The organism is uncultured Capnocytophaga sp., assembly GCF_938029845.1.
In the GTDB taxonomy this organism is placed as follows: domain Bacteria; phylum Bacteroidota; class Bacteroidia; order Flavobacteriales; family Flavobacteriaceae; genus Capnocytophaga.
On record NZ_CALHGG010000155.1, the window covers coordinates 1 to 15,923 of the forward strand.

The following is a 15,923-nucleotide window of genomic DNA, read 5'->3' on the forward strand; positions in this document are numbered from 1 at the left end:
TCATTTTTATCTCATAGACCACTTGTATCATAGGTTCTACGATAATAGGGTTGAGTACTACATCAAAATCTCGGTTAGCAATAGGTTGGTAATACTGGGTAATGGACTTGCTGGCTTGCATGACATTGCCTGCACGCTTGCTTGGTATAGGGGCACTGCTATAAGCCTCATAGGTATTATATAGCTCTGAAGGAGAGGTCAAGGAAAAACCATCGGTTATCTTCTTCTCAGCGGTGGCAAAGTTTTCACCTAGGGTCGTTTCATAGAGCTTTTGTTTTTCAGCAAAGGCGGCTTTGACCTTGTCTTTGAGTTCCTTCTTTATGGTCTCTAACTCAGTACTGTAGTAGTCCATACGCACGAGGTCATAAATTTCGCTATTAGCCAGTAGGGTGATTAGCTCATTAAGACGAGTAGCCTCATGGAGCTTGATATGCAAGTTCTGCTTAAGTTCAAAGCCTGTAGGTACTTCATTGTAGGTTCGCTTGCTAAAGACTTTCTTCTCGGTCTCGTATTCGTACATAGGGACAAAGGAGATCATATCCACAAAAGCCTCCATGTTCTTAGCTTTCAGGGCAGAGAGCACAGGAGAAAGGCGCTGACTCATCAGGGAGGTAGCCTCTTCGGCGGTCTTTCCTGTCTGTACTACACTGAAAATAGCCACAAAGGCATCGGCCTTGATATTGGCCAGTCCCTTGGCAGAGACTACCATTTCGTAATTGGTAGGGAAATCAACTGAAAAGTTGTTGTTATTCAAGCTATTTCGACCTCTGTTTTGGTAGTTGAGATTTCCAGAGGCCTGCCCAAAACCAAGCATTGTGCTCATAAGGGCTACGGAGAGAAAGAAATTTTTCATGATTATCTTCTGTTTTTATATTTTTAACGGTATTGATACCCCTACTGAGAAGCGGAATTTGCCTGTCTCAAAAGGATAGCTCTCGCTTATTTTACCCCAAGGGAATGCATATCCTGCTTTTACATGGAAAATGAGGATTTGGAAACCTGCTTCAGGGGCAAAGTAGTAGGGGGAAAAATTCAACTGAGGACGCAACATGAGTATAGGAATATCTACAAAACTACCGTGTGACTCATCCGCTCTGATCCAAGCGGAAACTTGAGCTTCAGCAATGGCGATGAGTTTTTTGTCTTCCGAACGGAAGTTGCCCGCAAGCCCTGCCAATAGTACAAAATTTTTGTTTTCATAACAGCTGAAATGTAGCCCCAACTGTCCATAGCTACTGCCTTGTTTTAGGTAACTTACATCTATGACGGGGATTTTGCTATCAGAGGTTTGGGCTACAATAGGCAATGCTGCCCATACACATAATAGTAAAAAGAGTTTTTTCATTGTATTGTGATTTTATTTTTTCAACATAAGCATATTGACCTCTTGGATAAAGAAGTTGAGGTTTTGGTTCAGTGAATGTATCACCGACTGCATTTGGTCAAACATCTCGGCACGGGTATGCAAATCACCCGCATTATAGATGCCTCCATCGCTAAAAACGACAGCTTTGAGTGCTTTCTCTTTGTCATTGTCAAAAAGATGTTTGATCCATCTTCTTTGTGTGTTTTGTAAAACGGAGCTTTCTCCAGAATTGGTAAAACGAGGTTCGTTGATCATATACCATACAAAGGGAGGAAACTCAATGTCGTTTTTCTCGGTCATAAAACAACGCAACAGATTACGAGGGTGTTGTAGTATTATCTTTTTTCCTTTGGGATTAAGCGTAAGAAAGCTCAAGCCCGCACCCAGTATCCCGCTGCCTACAGCAACACCCTTATTCCAACCATCATCGGCTATATAAGCGCCCGCCACAGCTGAGGCCGCTCCCACAAGTATGGAAGCTACTGTAAGGCGTGTAATATTCTTGTCGTTGATGTTGCTTAGGGTAGTAGCTATTTGGTCTATACGCTCTTCTTCACAATCCAATTCCGCAGTTACTGAATTCATCTGTGAGAAAATAGCGTTAATCTTGCTATGGATTTCTATTTTTAAGGTATTGCGCTTTAGTTGTGCTTGCTCAGAAGGATCATCCGCCAAGGCGATTAATGACAATAGAGCCTCATCGGTATCGGAGGCATAAGCGATTAGGATGTTTCTGGAGGATAGTTTTCCTTCAAAAAGTTTTTTACCTAAGGCAAGCTTTGCTTCATCAATTACTATAGGAGCTTCCTTCTCCTTTGTCATTGTATAGGGCGGGGGGACACAATAGTCATCGGGAGCTTTTATTTTTTTGGAAGAAGCACAACCAATACAGAGCAAAAGGATAGGTAAAAAAAAGTATTTGTAACTAATATTCATAAAATTAATTTTCGTATTTTTCAGTAAAATAGGCAACCACAAGACCCGCCGAAATAGCTATACACAAGCAGAAGTCGCCCACGATGGCTAAAGGGAATAGGAGGGCAGTTCTGAGGGTACTACCAAAATTTTTTTGGCGTTTTTCCAAAAGGTGTAGGGTAATGAATATTTTTAGGTTCAAAAATGGGCTATTTAGTGCGGCAAATATACAAAAAATAATGATTAATTTTGTATATTTGTAGCTGTATAGATTAGAAATAGTTATCTTTGATTATGTGTCCAATAAAAACGAGTGATTTTTTCGATAATACTCTAAATAAGGAATTAAGGGATATTGATATTGTTAGGAATCTCTCAGAAGATTCTTTTGCAACGGAAAGTAGTATTTTATACGCTATATATACATCAAAATACAAGATAGAGTTCTGTTTCAAAGAAAATAGAAAGCTCTACTATATTATGATAGAGGAAATCTCTGAGCAGGGAGATAACAAGAATATAGCCCTTGAGTATATAGATGACTTACATCTGTTTGATATGAAGAGAGAAGAATTGGAAACTTTTTTAGGACAGCCTATTACACATAATATACTTAGAAAGAATCATATAGAACTCTATTTGTCAGAAGAGCGAATAGATAGTTTGTATTATTTTGACATCAGTTCAGTATAGAAGTTTTTTGCAAATTCGTCGGAGGTCATAGCGTTGTTATTTTAAAATAATTCCTTTCTTTAAGGCTGCAATGTACTGCTTGTGTATGCTTGTAAATTGCTCAGGGGCTAACTTTAAGATGGCATAGAGCAGCTTGCGATGAAAAGAATAATGATGGTTATACTCCATATAAGGCAGGGAGAGGTTGAAAGCCTTCTGTAAAGTAGCAACGTTTGAGCTATTACCATAGGATTCAATTATATCCACAAGATCCTCGTGACTATGATGCCAAGTTTCCAAAAGCAAGTTTTCGTACTGGGACAACAGCTTTTTATCCTCACCCAATGCTCCTGCAAGAATGATAGCACACTCTATACGGCTGGCATTTTTATGGGTAATAGCATCATTTAGGTAAGCTTTGAGCAGATCGATAAGAGTAGAACCTTCAAGTAGTGGTTCTATATAATAAGGCAGGTCATACGTTCCTATTTCCTCTTCTATAAGGCGATCAGTAAGGGCGTCAAGTTCGCTAAATTTGTATGACATATTAAGAAAGGTTTTAAGAGGTTTCAATTGTACGGGATTTTGTATTCCTTTTTATAAGTAATAGAGTAATATACACCACATCTAACACAAAAATTATCAATCCTATGTATAATAAAAAGGTATTAGCTCCTCCAAGACGTTCACTACCTATTATTCCAAATAATATAGTGGGAGCTAATGTACCTATACATTTGGATATGCCTATAAGTATAGACTGGGAAGAAATTCTATTATTGTCTGATGCCCAACCAATAAATAGTATAGACATTAATAGATTTTGTAAAAAGGCAGAATAACTACTTCCCATTATTAAACCAAACTCTCTGATAAAGGCATATTGTACTACAAATGAAATAAACAATATCACGATTCCATTCAAATAAAAATATTTTTGGACAACTATAGGGCAGTATAATTTTCCATATTTGAAATAAGTAATGAGTATAAAGGCATCACAAAATAACCATACAATATTAGCAATCATTTGGTCATTAATTCCAATTTCCTGATAACCAATTATAGTGCAAAGCAATTCCCAAGCAAAGTTTAAAGCTAATGCCCAAAAAGGAATAGCATAGGTTTTATTTCTAAAACCTATTCGGATAGCATTTACATAGACCACTGTCCAACAAATACCACTAAGGGCTACTAAAAATAATGTCGTATTCATGATGAAGTTATTCAAAACGTTAAAAAATGAGTAATAATATTGTATTGAAAATCAAAAAGAAAACTACGCTCAATCCACTGTTGCCAAGTAGGTAACGCTTACTACTTGTTTCATTCCTCAATAATACTTACGACTCCTACTTCGGCACCGAAGAGAGCCAATACTTGATTTACTTTATCCAAACGCAAGGTTTTTTTACCCTGTTCCAATTCGCGTACAAAGCGCAACCCAACGCCCGCTCGCATTGCCAACTCAGGCTGTGTAAGGCGTAGCTGCTTACGCCTTTCCTTTACAAAAGAAGCGATATTCATAATTAACAAATGGACTAATTAGCACATTTGCTAATTAGTTTATACCTTTTCGGGTACAAAGATAGGTAAAATTATTAAATATACACCCTTTGGGGTATATTTTTTCATTAAAAATCTCTCGCCTGGTCAAACCACTGCGTTATTTTCTCTTCCTCAATAGCAAAAGACGCTACTTCTGCTAGCTGACATACAGCTTCGTAGGTGTCCTCTCGCTCGGTAGTTTCTATATTGGGCAACCCGTTGATAACAGCGATAAGCCCCTCTAATAGGTTCCTAATTTCTTTTTCCTCTTTAGCTTTTTTTATGGCTTTTAGGGTTTCCTTGTAGGCTTTCATTGCCTCTCTGCCGTTCTTGCCTTCCCACGAAGCAAAAGGAATGTTGAACTCAGTAGCAAACCAACTCTTTGGGTGCAAGTTAGAGACTGAAGCATATTCACTCAACTCTCGCGTTTTCTCCAATTCTTTCAGTTCTTTTCTCAGTACCTTACCTCTTACCTCTTCCACATTCCAGAAAATACAATAGCTGAAGTCTGCCCAAGTACTCAAAGGGGGTAATCCACTCATATCAGGGCAATAACGCACCTCAATACCGCTAAGGTTTAATTTACCCAAAGCCTCCATATGACACATATTTCCATCCAATCTCACCGTCTTGAGTTTTTTGAACTGCAACAAGCTACTGCAGTCAAAAGGTTGTCCCACTACTGGTGTGCTTATATTGATAGTTGTAAGATCTTTTAGCGCTTCAAATTTAGGCAAGAACACAGGGGTGTTGTTCTTCTTTTCAGTACTGATATCAAACGAGATACTCTTCAAAGGGACTGCCACTTCAAGTGTTATCTTATGCGGATTTCCTTGCAAACTAAGCCCCTTCAGCCACTTGTTGCCGAGCTTAATATGAAGAGGATAATCATTATTATCTACCGATAAATATTCAATCTTTGCTTTAGAGAAATCTACTGTTGCAGGAGCCATTAGCCTCCAGTCAAAACTCTCCATTTCGCGCTGTTCTGTCCATGCTATAAAGCGGGTGTCATTTCCCACATAGTCCATCACACGAGGCCAGTTGCCTCCTGCGGGTACTTTGAAATCGTTGAAAACCTCCCATTGTATAGGAGTGTTAGCCTCTACATAGGCATCAGCTTTCTCGCCCGAGATCTTAGGGGCTATAGTAAAACGCCCTTGTCCTGGGGTGATGTTCACCTTGTGACTGTCCTTTCCTGTAAGGGACAGTGTAAGTTTTCCATAAGTTTTCGGCATTTTATTGTTAGCTTAAAGGTTTTTATTGATTTATCAATTAGCACATTGGTTAATCTGCTAATTAGTTTGGTTCTCCCATTTCTCTTCTTCTAAATCAATCTGTCGTTCAAAGGAGCGTAGGAGCTGTTCATTCAGGCGTGGGTTGCGATTGAGCTGCTGTAAGTACTCCCGCTGACAGCGTAGGATAGCGATGTATTTCTCCCGCACTTCGGGAGTGATACTACACTGGGGGGTGTCGAGCTGAAACTGCCAGATGTCTTTTTGGTTCTGGAGCAGGAAGCTGTTGGTCTCTTCCTTATAATGGGTATCCATATATTCTAAGGCCACTCGTGCCAGTTCCTTACGAACGTAGGTCTCTGCTTCGGCCTCTGGGATATGGTCATCATAGTTGGGAAAGGTAACCCGCTTGATAAGGAAAGGAAGGGTAAGTCCCTGCACAACCAAGGTGACCAAGATGACGATGAAGGTCATATACAGGATCAGATGGCGATGGGGGAAAGGACTGCCGTCGTCCAAGGTCAGTGGTATGGACAGCGCCACCGCCAAGGAGAGCACCCCTCGCATACCTGCCCAGCCGAGAATCAGTGGAATACGTATATTGTTGTATCTACGTCCATCGGCTACAGGGATAAAGCGCTTCATGATTTGAGTGATGAGTACAGCCCCATAAGCACAGAGGATACGTACTCCTATGATGACCCCTGCCATCAGTAGCCCATAATAGGTAGCAGTGGTCAGTTCCATTCCCTCTTGCTCGATACTTGAGAGAATTTCAGGCAGACTCAGACCAATGAGGGAGAAGGCCAAACCGTTGAGAATAAACACGATATTATCCCATACCGCCATAGCCTTGTTGAGAGTAGCGGCAGGGAATATCTCATAGCGGAAATGGCTTAGGTAGGCACCCCCTGCTACTACGGCCAAGACCCCTGAAGCTTCCAAAGCATTGGCTATCATATATATTATGTAAGGGGAAATGAATGTCAGAATGATATCCATATTAGCATCGGTAGGAAAGACCTTATGAACCAAGCGTATCAGATAAGCCACTGCCAAGCCTATCGCTACACCTCCTATGACTACCCATAGAAAACTGCCAGCCATTTGGTACCATACAAATTGGCCTGTGGTAACCACTAAGGCAGCAAAGCGGAAGACAATCAGAGAGGAGGCATCGTTCAGTAGGCTTTCGTTCTCCAAGATGGTAGAAAGGCGGTGAGGTACCTTGACAAACTTGAGGATAGCTAAGACACTTACCACGTCGGTAGATCCTACCACTCCACCAAAGAGAAATCCTAACGCCAAGGAAAACCCAGGCAGTACCATATTGGCCACCCAAGCCACGGTTGCTGAGGTGATAAAGACTACAATGAAAGCAAAGCTGAAGATAATACGTCTCCATTTCCATAATTCCTTAAGTGACAATGCCCAAGAGTCGGCATAGAGCAGCGGAGGCAAGAAAATCAGTAGTACCCAGTTGGGATCTATCGCGATGTGTGGAAGCTTAGGCATAAGGTTCAAGCCTAAGCCTCCGAAGACCAATAAGATGGGGTAGGCAATTTTAAGCTTATTGGCTAGCATTGTAAGGCCGACAATAGTGATAAGGAGTAACAGAAGGAAGGGGAAATAAGCAACCATAAAAACGGATTTGTTTGTATTCTATAATTGGGCAAAGGTACAAAAAAATAAGGAAAAAAGTATGGTTGTATAAGAAAAAAAACGTAACTTAGCACCACTTTTTTAGATAGTATAAATACATTATATATGAAAGAGTTTAGAATAGAATCAGACCTTTTAGGGGAATTGCAAGTACCTAAAGAGGCTTACTATGGGGTACAAACACAACGTGCCTTAGAGAACTTCCATATTTCTAACAGCAAGATGAGTGACTATCCAGAGTTCATTCGTGCTTTTGCGTTTGTAAAATTAGCTGCTGCTCAGGCCAATGCGGCCTTAGGGGTGATCCCTAAAGAAATCGGAGCAGCGATAGAGAAAGCAGCTCATGAGGTGATTGACGGAAAGTTCCATGACCAATTCCCAGTGGATATGTTCCAAGGAGGAGCGGGTACTTCTGTGAATATGAATGCCAATGAGGTGATTGCTAACCGTGCTTTGGAAATCTTGGGTTATGAAAAAGGGGATTATGTACACTGTTACCCCAATGACCATGTCAATGGTTCTCAATCCACCAACGACTCTTACCCAACTGCTATTAAGCTTGCCGTATTCAATATGAATAAAAAGCTCGTAAAACATGTACAAGCCTTAGCCGATGCTTTCCGCAAGAAAGGAAAAGAGTTTGCCGATGTGATTAAGATGGGACGTACTCAGCTTCAGGATGCAGTGCCTATGACCCTTGGTCAGGAGTTTGAAGCATACGCAGTAAGTCTTGAGGCAGAAATTGCTACCTTGAACAAAACAGCCAATTCACTACTTGAAATCAATATGGGAGGTACCGCCATTGGTACAGGACTCAATGCCCCTCATGGTTATGCTAAGCTATGTACAGAGAACTTAGCCAAAGCCACCGGAGAGGCATTTGTTCTTTCTCATGACTTGATAGAGGCTACACCTGATACGAGTGCCTATGTATTCTACTCCTCTGGGCTTAAGAAATTTGCAGTGAAACTCTCCAAGATTTGTAATGACTTGCGCCTATTGGCATCTGGTCCTCGTGCAGGCTTGAGCGAAATCAATCTTCCTCCTATGCAACCAGGTTCTTCTATCATGCCAGGGAAAGTAAACCCTGTAATCCCTGAAGTGGTGAACCAAGTATGTTTCAAGGTGATTGGTAACGATCTTACAGTAACTTTCGCGGCTGAAGCAGGACAATTGGAACTCAACGTAATGGAACCTGTGATCTGCCAAGCTATCATGGAGTCTATCACGCTCTTTGAAAATGCAGTTGACACCCTCAAAGACAAATGCGTGGTAGGTATCACTGCTAACCGTGAAGTATGTCTTAACATGGTGAAGAATAGTATCGGTATCGTAACAGCACTGAATCCTCATATCGGCTACAAGAACAGTACTAAGATAGCCAAAGAAGCCCTACAAACAGGTAAGGCAGTATATGACTTGGTGCTAGACCATGGTTTACTCTCTAAGGAAAAATTGGATGAAATCCTTGATCCTAAGAATATGATTGTGGCCAAATAACGCTGAATATATATGTACTTTGTTTAATAATGACGGAAAGGTTGTCCTATGGGCAACCTTTTTTAGTTTTTATGAAATTATATTCAATTCGAATTTCTCTTTATTCTCCCTTCAACTTTATATAGTTTTAAGAATTCTAGATTGTTTTCTCTCTTCATCATTTGTTTTCTTTCTAATAAAATCAAATATTAGGTGTTTCGATGTCTTATTATTAAATACATATAAACGCTTATAATGTTAAAATAAGACGTTAAGGTGTTAAATGTATATTTTTATCAAAAAAATATCGAATTAAAAAAATATTGCAATATTTTTATTATGTAAAAATGTAATTATTTGATTATCAATAATTGTTAAAAATGTATTTGAAATAAAATTAATAAAAAACGTTTTTAAATGATTTTTATTTAAAAAAATATCTTTGTTTAATGAAATAAAATGAATATTTGTAGTGTAAAAATGAATTTTTTATTTTGTAGGGTATATTTTTTTTACTACTTTTGCCCTTGTATTTCTTAAACAATATCTGATGAGATTAAACAAACTTTTGTATGCATTGTTGTTGGTGATAACAATGCAAGGCTTTTCGCTTGCACAAGAGCGGGAAGTATCGGGAAGCGTCAAGGACGCTAGTGGGGAGCCACTCTTTGGAGCGGCCGTAGTAGTAGAAGGGGAAAGTAAAGGTACTGGAACCGATATGGACGGTAAGTTTACCATTAAGGTAGCCCCTGGGAAGAACTTAGAGATTAGTTTTCTAGGAATGAAAACTAAGGTAGTCAAAGTGGGTTCGTCCAAGCGTATTGATGTAGTTTTGGAAGTAGAGTCCCAGGACTTGGATGAGTTCGAGATGGTAGGCTATGTTATTGTGAAGAAAGATCAGTATGTAGGTTCGGCCTCCTCTGTGGATAAGGAGTCCCTTAAGCGTAAGAGTGTCTCCGATGTATCTCAGGCACTGGCAGGAGAAGCCGCTGGGGTGCGGGTGATCAATACTTCTGGTCAACCTGGATCTTCGGCTACGGTGCGCGTACGTGGTTTCGGTTCGGTCAATGGGAACCGCAGTCCACTCTATGTGCTTGACGGAGTGCCTTTTGACGGTAACCTCTCTTCTATTAATCCAGATGATATTGAATCCATGACTGTACTTAAGGATGCGACTTCTACTTCGGTATATGGTTCACGTGGCGCCAATGGGGTAGTGCTCATCACTACCAAGAAAGGTCGTGCCAATCAGTCCAATATACAAGTAGAATCCAAGATAGGCTTTAACTCTCGCCTATTGCCTCGCTATCAGGTAATCAGCAGCCCAGAGGAATATGCCGAAATAGGTTGGAGTGCTATGCGCCAGCGCGGGGTCTTGGAACAACAAAGAAATCCATCAAGCTTCAATGCTGCTTATTCCAGTGTGGAGGACTATGCCAATAAGAACCTTTTCGGTCGTCTTGGTTTCGCAACCAAATACAATATGTGGAATGGCGATCCTACACAGCTGATAGACCCTTCCACAGGCAAGATGCGCCCTGGGGTTACTCGTAAGTACAGCCCTGAAAACTGGGCAGACTATGCTTATCAGGCATCTGTACGTACCGAATACAATCTTAATATAAGCGGTGGAAATGATAAGACGACTTACTACACCAGTTTAGGTTTCTTGGACGATGTGGGGTATGCAATCAATACCAATTTCAAACGTTATTCAGGTCGTGTAAATGTCTCTCACCAAGCCAAACCTTGGCTCAAAGGAGAATTTAACTTGGGTTACGCTCATTCCAAGAGTAGAGAAAACGGACAAACCGAAGACGTGGATAACCTCTTCTGGGTAACGGATAACATGCCGCCTATCTACCCCTTGTTCTTGCGCGATGCTCAAGGAAACAAGGTACCCGATAAGTATTTCCCTGGTAACTACCAATATGACTTTGGGAACGGACGTGGCTTCTCCGGAACGACCAATGCCATCGCTCAAGGAATGCTTGATAGAAAGGACAGAACACGTAATGAGCTTAATGCCAATGTATTCTTCAAGGTGGATTTCCTTAAGGAACTATCCTTCGAGACCCGCTTGGGAGGACAATACTATAATAAAAGTATAGATAATGTGATCAATCCTTACTATGGTGCTGAACAAGGCGAGAAGGGACGTATCACCAAGCACAAACAAGAACTCTTGAACTATACTTTCCTACAACTCTTGCGCTATACTCAATCCTTTGGCAATCACAATGTACAGGCTTTCGTGGCTCATGAAAGTACTACCTATGACAAGACCTTTATGTATGGTAACAAGAGTGGATTGGTGGATCCTAAGAGCAATGAACTTAATAGTGCCATCAAGCTCGCGGGTCTTAACTCCTATACCAATAGCTACCGCTTGGAGAGCTATTTTGGTCAGGTGATGTATGATTATGAGAGCCGTTACTTGCTTTCTGCTTCTTTGCGTCGTGATGGTTCATCTCGTTTCCTTAATGAGAAATGGGGTAACTTCGCCTCTGCGGGTATAGGTTGGGTGGTAAGCCGTGAGAAATTCTTGGAAAACAAGAAATACTTGCCTTACCTCAAGCTCAAAGCTAGTTATGGTACTGTAGGTGACCAGAATATAGGTTATTATTCAGGCTATGATGTGTATGATATAGACAACTTTATGAACCTGCCTGCTGCTACCTTCTATCGTATAGGTTACCCTGACCTTACTTGGGAAAAGTCCAAAATATTCCAAGTAGGTACCGAATTTACCTTACTTGAAAGCAGAGCGATAGATGTACAATTGGATTACTATCACAAGACTACCGACAACCTGATCTTTGCCAGTACCTTGGCACCTTCTTCAGGGAATAACGTCTATACAGTCAATGATGGACTCTTGACCAACAGCGGATTGGAGTTCAGTGTAACAGGTCATGTGGTGAATCACGAAGATTTTAAGTTGGATTTATCTCTCAATGGAGAGGTACTCTCCAACAAGCTTACCCGTATGCCTATAGACAATACCACTCAGAAACCCAAGGTGTTGGATAACATAGGAGGATATGCACGTGCCAAAGACCACTCTATCTATGATTTCTATATGCGTGAGTATAGAGGGGTAAATCCAAATACAGGGGCTGCTCAATATACTATGTACTATCAGGATCGCAACAACAACCAACAGTATGACAACGGAGAAGAAATCACTTCCTTGTATGAGTTTGAGGCTGCTAATCCTGGGGCGGCAGTACAACAGACTATCACTGAAACCTATACCAAGGCTACCCAGATGTTTGTAGGCAAATCAGCCATACCCGATGTACGCGGAGCCATCACCCTAAAGGCAGCTTACAAAGGCTTCTCTTTTACTACCCAGTGGCTCTACGGATTAGGAGGTTACTCTTATGATAATATCTATGCCAATATGATGACCAACCGAAAGATAGGGGGCAATATGTGGCATGCTGATGTGCGTAATCGTTGGCAACGCCCTGGCGACCAGACCGATGTGCCTCGCCTCTCCTCAGGCTTTAGTGCCAATGAGCAGAATGTCAACTCTACCTCTACACGTTTCTTGACCAAATCCGACTATTTGGCCTTGAATAACATCACCTTAGGCTATGATTTGCCCAAGGAAGTATGTGAGAGTGTAGGTTTCTCCTCATTGACTTTTACCCTTTCAGGAGATAATCTTTGGATACTTACCCACCGAAAAGGGTTCAACCCAACCGCTTCAGAAGTAGGAAGCTCCAATCGTTACCAATATGCACCACTTTCTACCTTTACCTTAGGAGTAAGAGCTAATTTCTAAAAACAACAACCATGAAAAAGAAGATATATATAGGACTATTGGCAGTGAGTATGGCACTTACTGCCTGTCAAAAGGATTTTTTGGAGACCAAACCTTCCGAAACACTCTCAGGAGCTGAGCCACAGGAGAAGCTCAATGGTCTCTATGTGATGCTGGCCAAGCCACGTTCGGCCAATACACGCCCAGGACAAGACTTTCCCCGTGCTGAAGACTTCGGGCAGAAGAGTTATGATATCTATATGGATATGCTCTCTGGCGATATGGCATTCTCTCAATCCTATTACGGTTGGTTTTCCAATGTCGCCAACTTGCAAGCCACTCAGGACTTTAGTGCCGCAGAGAACTATACCCCTTGGCGCTATTACTATAAGGTGATCTACACCGTCAATAACCTTTTGGCACAGGTAGGTACCCCTAAGAATAATGATGAGAGATATATTGTAGCCCAAGCACACGCCCTTAGGGGATACGCTTATTTCTATTTGTTACAGCTCTTTGCCACCGAATATGACCCTAATGCGCTTTCCATACCGCTCTATACCGAGGCTAACAAGGTAGGAAAAGGTAAGGCACGACAATCCGAGGTGTATGCCCTTATCGTGAGCGACCTTACCAAAGCAGTAACCGACCTTAACGGCTTTACCCGTAGCAATAAAGGTATGATAGACAAATATGTAGCCGAAGGACTCTTAGCCTATGTATATGGAGCTATGGGTAATAATGATGAGATGACCCGCCTAGCTTTAGATATAGTAAATAATAGTGGTTACCCTCTTACCACCCGCAAGGAGACTTACTATGACGCAGATACCAAGCAAGGGGGAGGCTTTAATGACCTAAATACACCCAGTTGGATGTGGGGACTTGATATCTTGGCTGAGAACAACATCACCGAGGTCTCTTGGTGGTCACAAGTGGATGTCTTCACCTATGGTTATGCCGATGCTGATGAGATCAAGGCGATAGATGACCGACTTTATGGGCAGATAAGAGCGAATGACCTACGCAAAAAACAGTTTGATGACAACGATGTGGATCCAGATCCATCGCTCAACAATCGTCATCGCCCTGTTAATAAGTTCTTTGCCCCTGGCCGTACTCGCAAAGGGCAGATGGTTGTTACTACCGACTACCTCTATATGCGTGTGGATGAGTTCTACCTCTTAGCAGCCGAAGGATTGGCTAAAAATAATAACCTATCAGAAGCTAAACGCATCTATAAAAAACTACTTAAGTTACGCTATCCAGAACTTACTGCCGATGCGGATATTGCTTATGTAGATGCTCTTTCCAAGGATGCCCTGCTGGATGATATCTACCTCAACACCCGTATAGAGCTGTGGGGAGAAGGAAAGAGTTATCTCTCGCTTAAGCGTAACAAAAGGAGTGTAACCCGTGGTAATAACCATATACAATACAATGGGGAGACCTTCCAGTACAATGATCCTAAGATCACCCTACTAATCCCTGAAAATGAAGTCAATAACAATCCTAATATTAGATAACCCAAGAAGATGATGAGGCTGCCGAAAGGCAGTCTCTTTTTTGTGTTGTCTTTAGAGGTCTTGCAAAAATTATTCACTTTTAATTGTCCACTATTCATTTATTTTGTATTTTTGCCTTCAAGAACAGATTTTATGGAAGTAGCGATTATAGCAGGAGGATGCTTCTGGTGTACGGAGGCTATTTTTAAGCGATTGATAGGAGTGGAGCAGGTGGAGGTGGGTTTTGTTGGAGGGAGTGTGCCTGAGCCTTCCTATAAGGAGGTATGCAAGGGAGATACAGATCATGCAGAGGCTATACGCATCACCTATGACCCTAAGCAGCTCTCTTACTTGGATATATTGGAGATCTTCTGGCAAGCACATGATCCTACCACCTTTAACCGACAAGGGGAGGATGAGGGGACTCAATACCGCTCAGCTATTTTCTACCTTGATGAAAATCAGCACCAAGCAGCCTTACAAAGCAAGGAGCGGATAGCTCATACATTTGCAATGCCCATAGTAACCGACATTGTACCAGCAGGTGAGTTCTATCCCGTACAAGAGGACTACCTAATAAACTATTATGAAAATAACACCGATAGGGGATACTGTATTTTTACTATTGCACCCAAAATCAATAAGATATATAACCTCTTTCAAGAAAAAATAAAACCAACTTATCAAGCATTAGAACATGAAGACAGAACTCAAAAAACTATTTGAGGGCGACCTCTCTACGGTAACTCTCTTGACTGCTGCCTTACAGGAGGTGGAGATTACGCCTATTATTAAGGATCCTATGGCTTCGGCAATTATTGCAGGCTATGGCGCATTGGGAGGAGATCAACAAGTTTTCGTTTTCCAAGACCAATGGGAGAAAGCCACCGAGGTGCTAAAGGAACTTAATCTCAACAAAGAATGATAAAACTCATTATTTCCGATATGGATGGGACACTCCTGAACAGTCGTCACGAGTTGCCCAAGGATTTTATGTCTGTATTTGAACAGCTTCAGCAGCGAGGTATCTATTTTTGTGCAGCTAGTGGGCGCCAATATCTTAGTTTGTTACAGTTCTTCTCACCCGTTAAGGATCGTATGGCTTTTATTTCCGAGAATGGTGCCTTTGTCAATGTAAATGGTAAGGAGGTTTATCAGAATGCTATAGCCCCCTACTATATTCGGCAGGTCTTGGAGCGTTATAAGGAGTTTACAGGTATGGCCATAGGTCTTTGTGGTAAGAAGGGCACTTATCTGTTTCCCACTACTCCCTATGCCGAGGAGCAGGTGCGTATATACCACCATACAGTAGTGAAGGTCACTGACCTTTCTGAGATTGAGGATGATATCTTTCAAATCACTCTCCTTGACCCTATGGGGGCGCGAGAGCGTTCTTTCCCTGCTTTTGCCTCATTTTCACAAGAAGGACTTAAGGTAACTATCTCTGGTGCTTATTGGATAGATATTACCAATGCAGGGGTAAATAAAGGAGTAGCCGTGGCAGCACTGCAAGAATCTTTAGGAGTTACGCCCGATGAGACTATGGCTTTTGGAGACTATCTCAATGATTTAGAATTACTTGGAAGAGCTACTTATAGTTATGCCATGAAGAATGCCCAAGAAGAAGTAAAGCAGGTAGCTACCTACCAAACAGAGGAAGATAATGACAATAATGGAGTGTTAAAAACTATTGTAAGAGAGTTAAAAATACCTTTTATCTCTTAAAGAAATAAAAGGATTTTCTTTTTGGAGTTAGCTGTTTTTATTAA

The 15,923-nt window shown here is 41.4% G+C and carries 16 protein-coding genes; 7 read left to right on the top strand and 9 right to left on the bottom strand.

Features of this window, described 5'->3' with window-relative positions:
• The 4 genes from Q0625_RS11390 to Q0625_RS11405 form a co-directional block, all read right to left on the bottom strand.
• Nucleotides 1-853 (bottom strand): SIMPL domain-containing protein (locus Q0625_RS11390; protein WP_298827338.1); only part of this gene is annotated, 853 nt, incomplete at its 3' end.
• A 15-nt stretch (nt 854-868) separates the two neighbouring features.
• Nucleotides 869-1,345 carry a hypothetical protein gene (locus tag Q0625_RS11395; RefSeq protein WP_298827340.1) on the bottom strand — a complete coding sequence of 159 codons (477 nt, stop codon included), beginning with the start codon at nt 1,343-1,345 and terminating at the stop codon, nt 869-871.
• Nucleotides 1,346-1,357: 12 nt separating this feature from the next.
• Nucleotides 1,358-2,302 (bottom strand): hypothetical protein, encoded by a 945-nt coding sequence (locus Q0625_RS11400; RefSeq protein WP_298827342.1) that lies wholly within the window; start codon nt 2,300-2,302, stop codon nt 1,358-1,360.
• A 4-nt stretch (nt 2,303-2,306) separates the two neighbouring features.
• Nucleotides 2,307-2,483 carry a hypothetical protein gene (locus Q0625_RS11405; RefSeq protein WP_298827344.1) on the bottom strand — a complete coding sequence of 59 codons (177 nt, stop codon included), beginning with the start codon at nt 2,481-2,483 and terminating at the stop codon, nt 2,307-2,309.
• Between the two features lie 278 nt (nt 2,484-2,761).
• On the opposite strand from Q0625_RS11405, the gene Q0625_RS11410 reads away from it, so the two are divergent.
• Nucleotides 2,762-2,974 (top strand): hypothetical protein, encoded by a 213-nt coding sequence (locus Q0625_RS11410; protein WP_298827346.1) that lies wholly within the window; start codon nt 2,762-2,764, stop codon nt 2,972-2,974.
• 36 nt (nt 2,975-3,010) lie between these two features.
• On the opposite strand, the gene Q0625_RS11415 is transcribed toward Q0625_RS11410, so the two are convergent.
• The 5 genes from Q0625_RS11415 to Q0625_RS11435 form a co-directional block, all read right to left on the bottom strand.
• The gene (locus tag Q0625_RS11415; RefSeq protein WP_298827348.1) at nt 3,011-3,499 is read right to left on the bottom strand and encodes a hypothetical protein; all 489 of its coding nucleotides are present in this window, start codon (nt 3,497-3,499) and stop codon (nt 3,011-3,013) included.
• Between the two features lie 13 nt (nt 3,500-3,512).
• Entirely contained in the window at nt 3,513-4,169 is a 657-nt protein-coding gene (locus Q0625_RS11420; RefSeq protein ID WP_298827349.1) for a hypothetical protein, read from the bottom strand.
• 110 nt (nt 4,170-4,279) lie between these two features.
• A complete protein-coding gene (locus Q0625_RS11425) occupies nt 4,280-4,480 on the bottom strand; it encodes a helix-turn-helix transcriptional regulator (protein ID WP_198541604.1) in 201 nt (66 codons plus the stop codon).
• 107 nt (nt 4,481-4,587) lie between these two features.
• Entirely contained in the window at nt 4,588-5,739 is a 1,152-nt protein-coding gene (locus tag Q0625_RS11430) for a hypothetical protein (protein WP_298827352.1), read from the bottom strand.
• 57 nt (nt 5,740-5,796) lie between these two features.
• The gene (locus Q0625_RS11435; RefSeq protein WP_298827354.1) at nt 5,797-7,377 is read right to left on the bottom strand and encodes a Na+/H+ antiporter; all 1,581 of its coding nucleotides are present in this window, start codon (nt 7,375-7,377) and stop codon (nt 5,797-5,799) included.
• A 126-nt stretch (nt 7,378-7,503) separates the two neighbouring features.
• On the opposite strand from Q0625_RS11435, the gene aspA reads away from it, so the two are divergent.
• The 6 genes from aspA (at nt 7,504) to Q0625_RS11465 (ending at nt 15,879) form a co-directional block, all read left to right on the top strand.
• Nucleotides 7,504-8,898 carry an aspartate ammonia-lyase gene (aspA, locus tag Q0625_RS11440; RefSeq protein ID WP_298827356.1) on the top strand — a complete coding sequence of 465 codons (1,395 nt, stop codon included), beginning with the start codon at nt 7,504-7,506 and terminating at the stop codon, nt 8,896-8,898.
• Between the two features lie 529 nt (nt 8,899-9,427).
• On the top strand, nt 9,428-12,670 hold the full coding sequence (locus Q0625_RS11445; RefSeq protein ID WP_298827359.1) for a SusC/RagA family TonB-linked outer membrane protein: 3,243 nt from the start codon (nt 9,428-9,430) through the stop codon (nt 12,668-12,670).
• 11 nt (nt 12,671-12,681) lie between these two features.
• A complete protein-coding gene (locus Q0625_RS11450; RefSeq protein ID WP_298827362.1) occupies nt 12,682-14,175 on the top strand; it encodes a RagB/SusD family nutrient uptake outer membrane protein in 1,494 nt (497 codons plus the stop codon).
• A gap of 132 nt (nt 14,176-14,307) precedes the next feature.
• A complete protein-coding gene (gene msrA / locus Q0625_RS11455) occupies nt 14,308-14,880 on the top strand; it encodes a peptide-methionine (S)-S-oxide reductase MsrA (protein WP_298827365.1) in 573 nt (190 codons plus the stop codon).
• Entirely contained in the window at nt 14,852-15,079 is a 228-nt protein-coding gene (locus tag Q0625_RS11460) for a DUF2007 domain-containing protein (protein WP_298827370.1), read from the top strand. Before msrA ends, Q0625_RS11460 begins: the two co-directional genes overlap by 29 nt.
• Nucleotides 15,076-15,879: an HAD family hydrolase gene (locus tag Q0625_RS11465; RefSeq protein ID WP_298827372.1), complete on the top strand. Its 804-nt coding sequence runs from the start codon at nt 15,076-15,078 to the stop codon at nt 15,877-15,879. The genes Q0625_RS11460 and Q0625_RS11465 overlap by 4 nt, the downstream gene beginning before the upstream one ends.
• Nucleotides 15,880-15,923 lie beyond the last annotated feature (44 nt).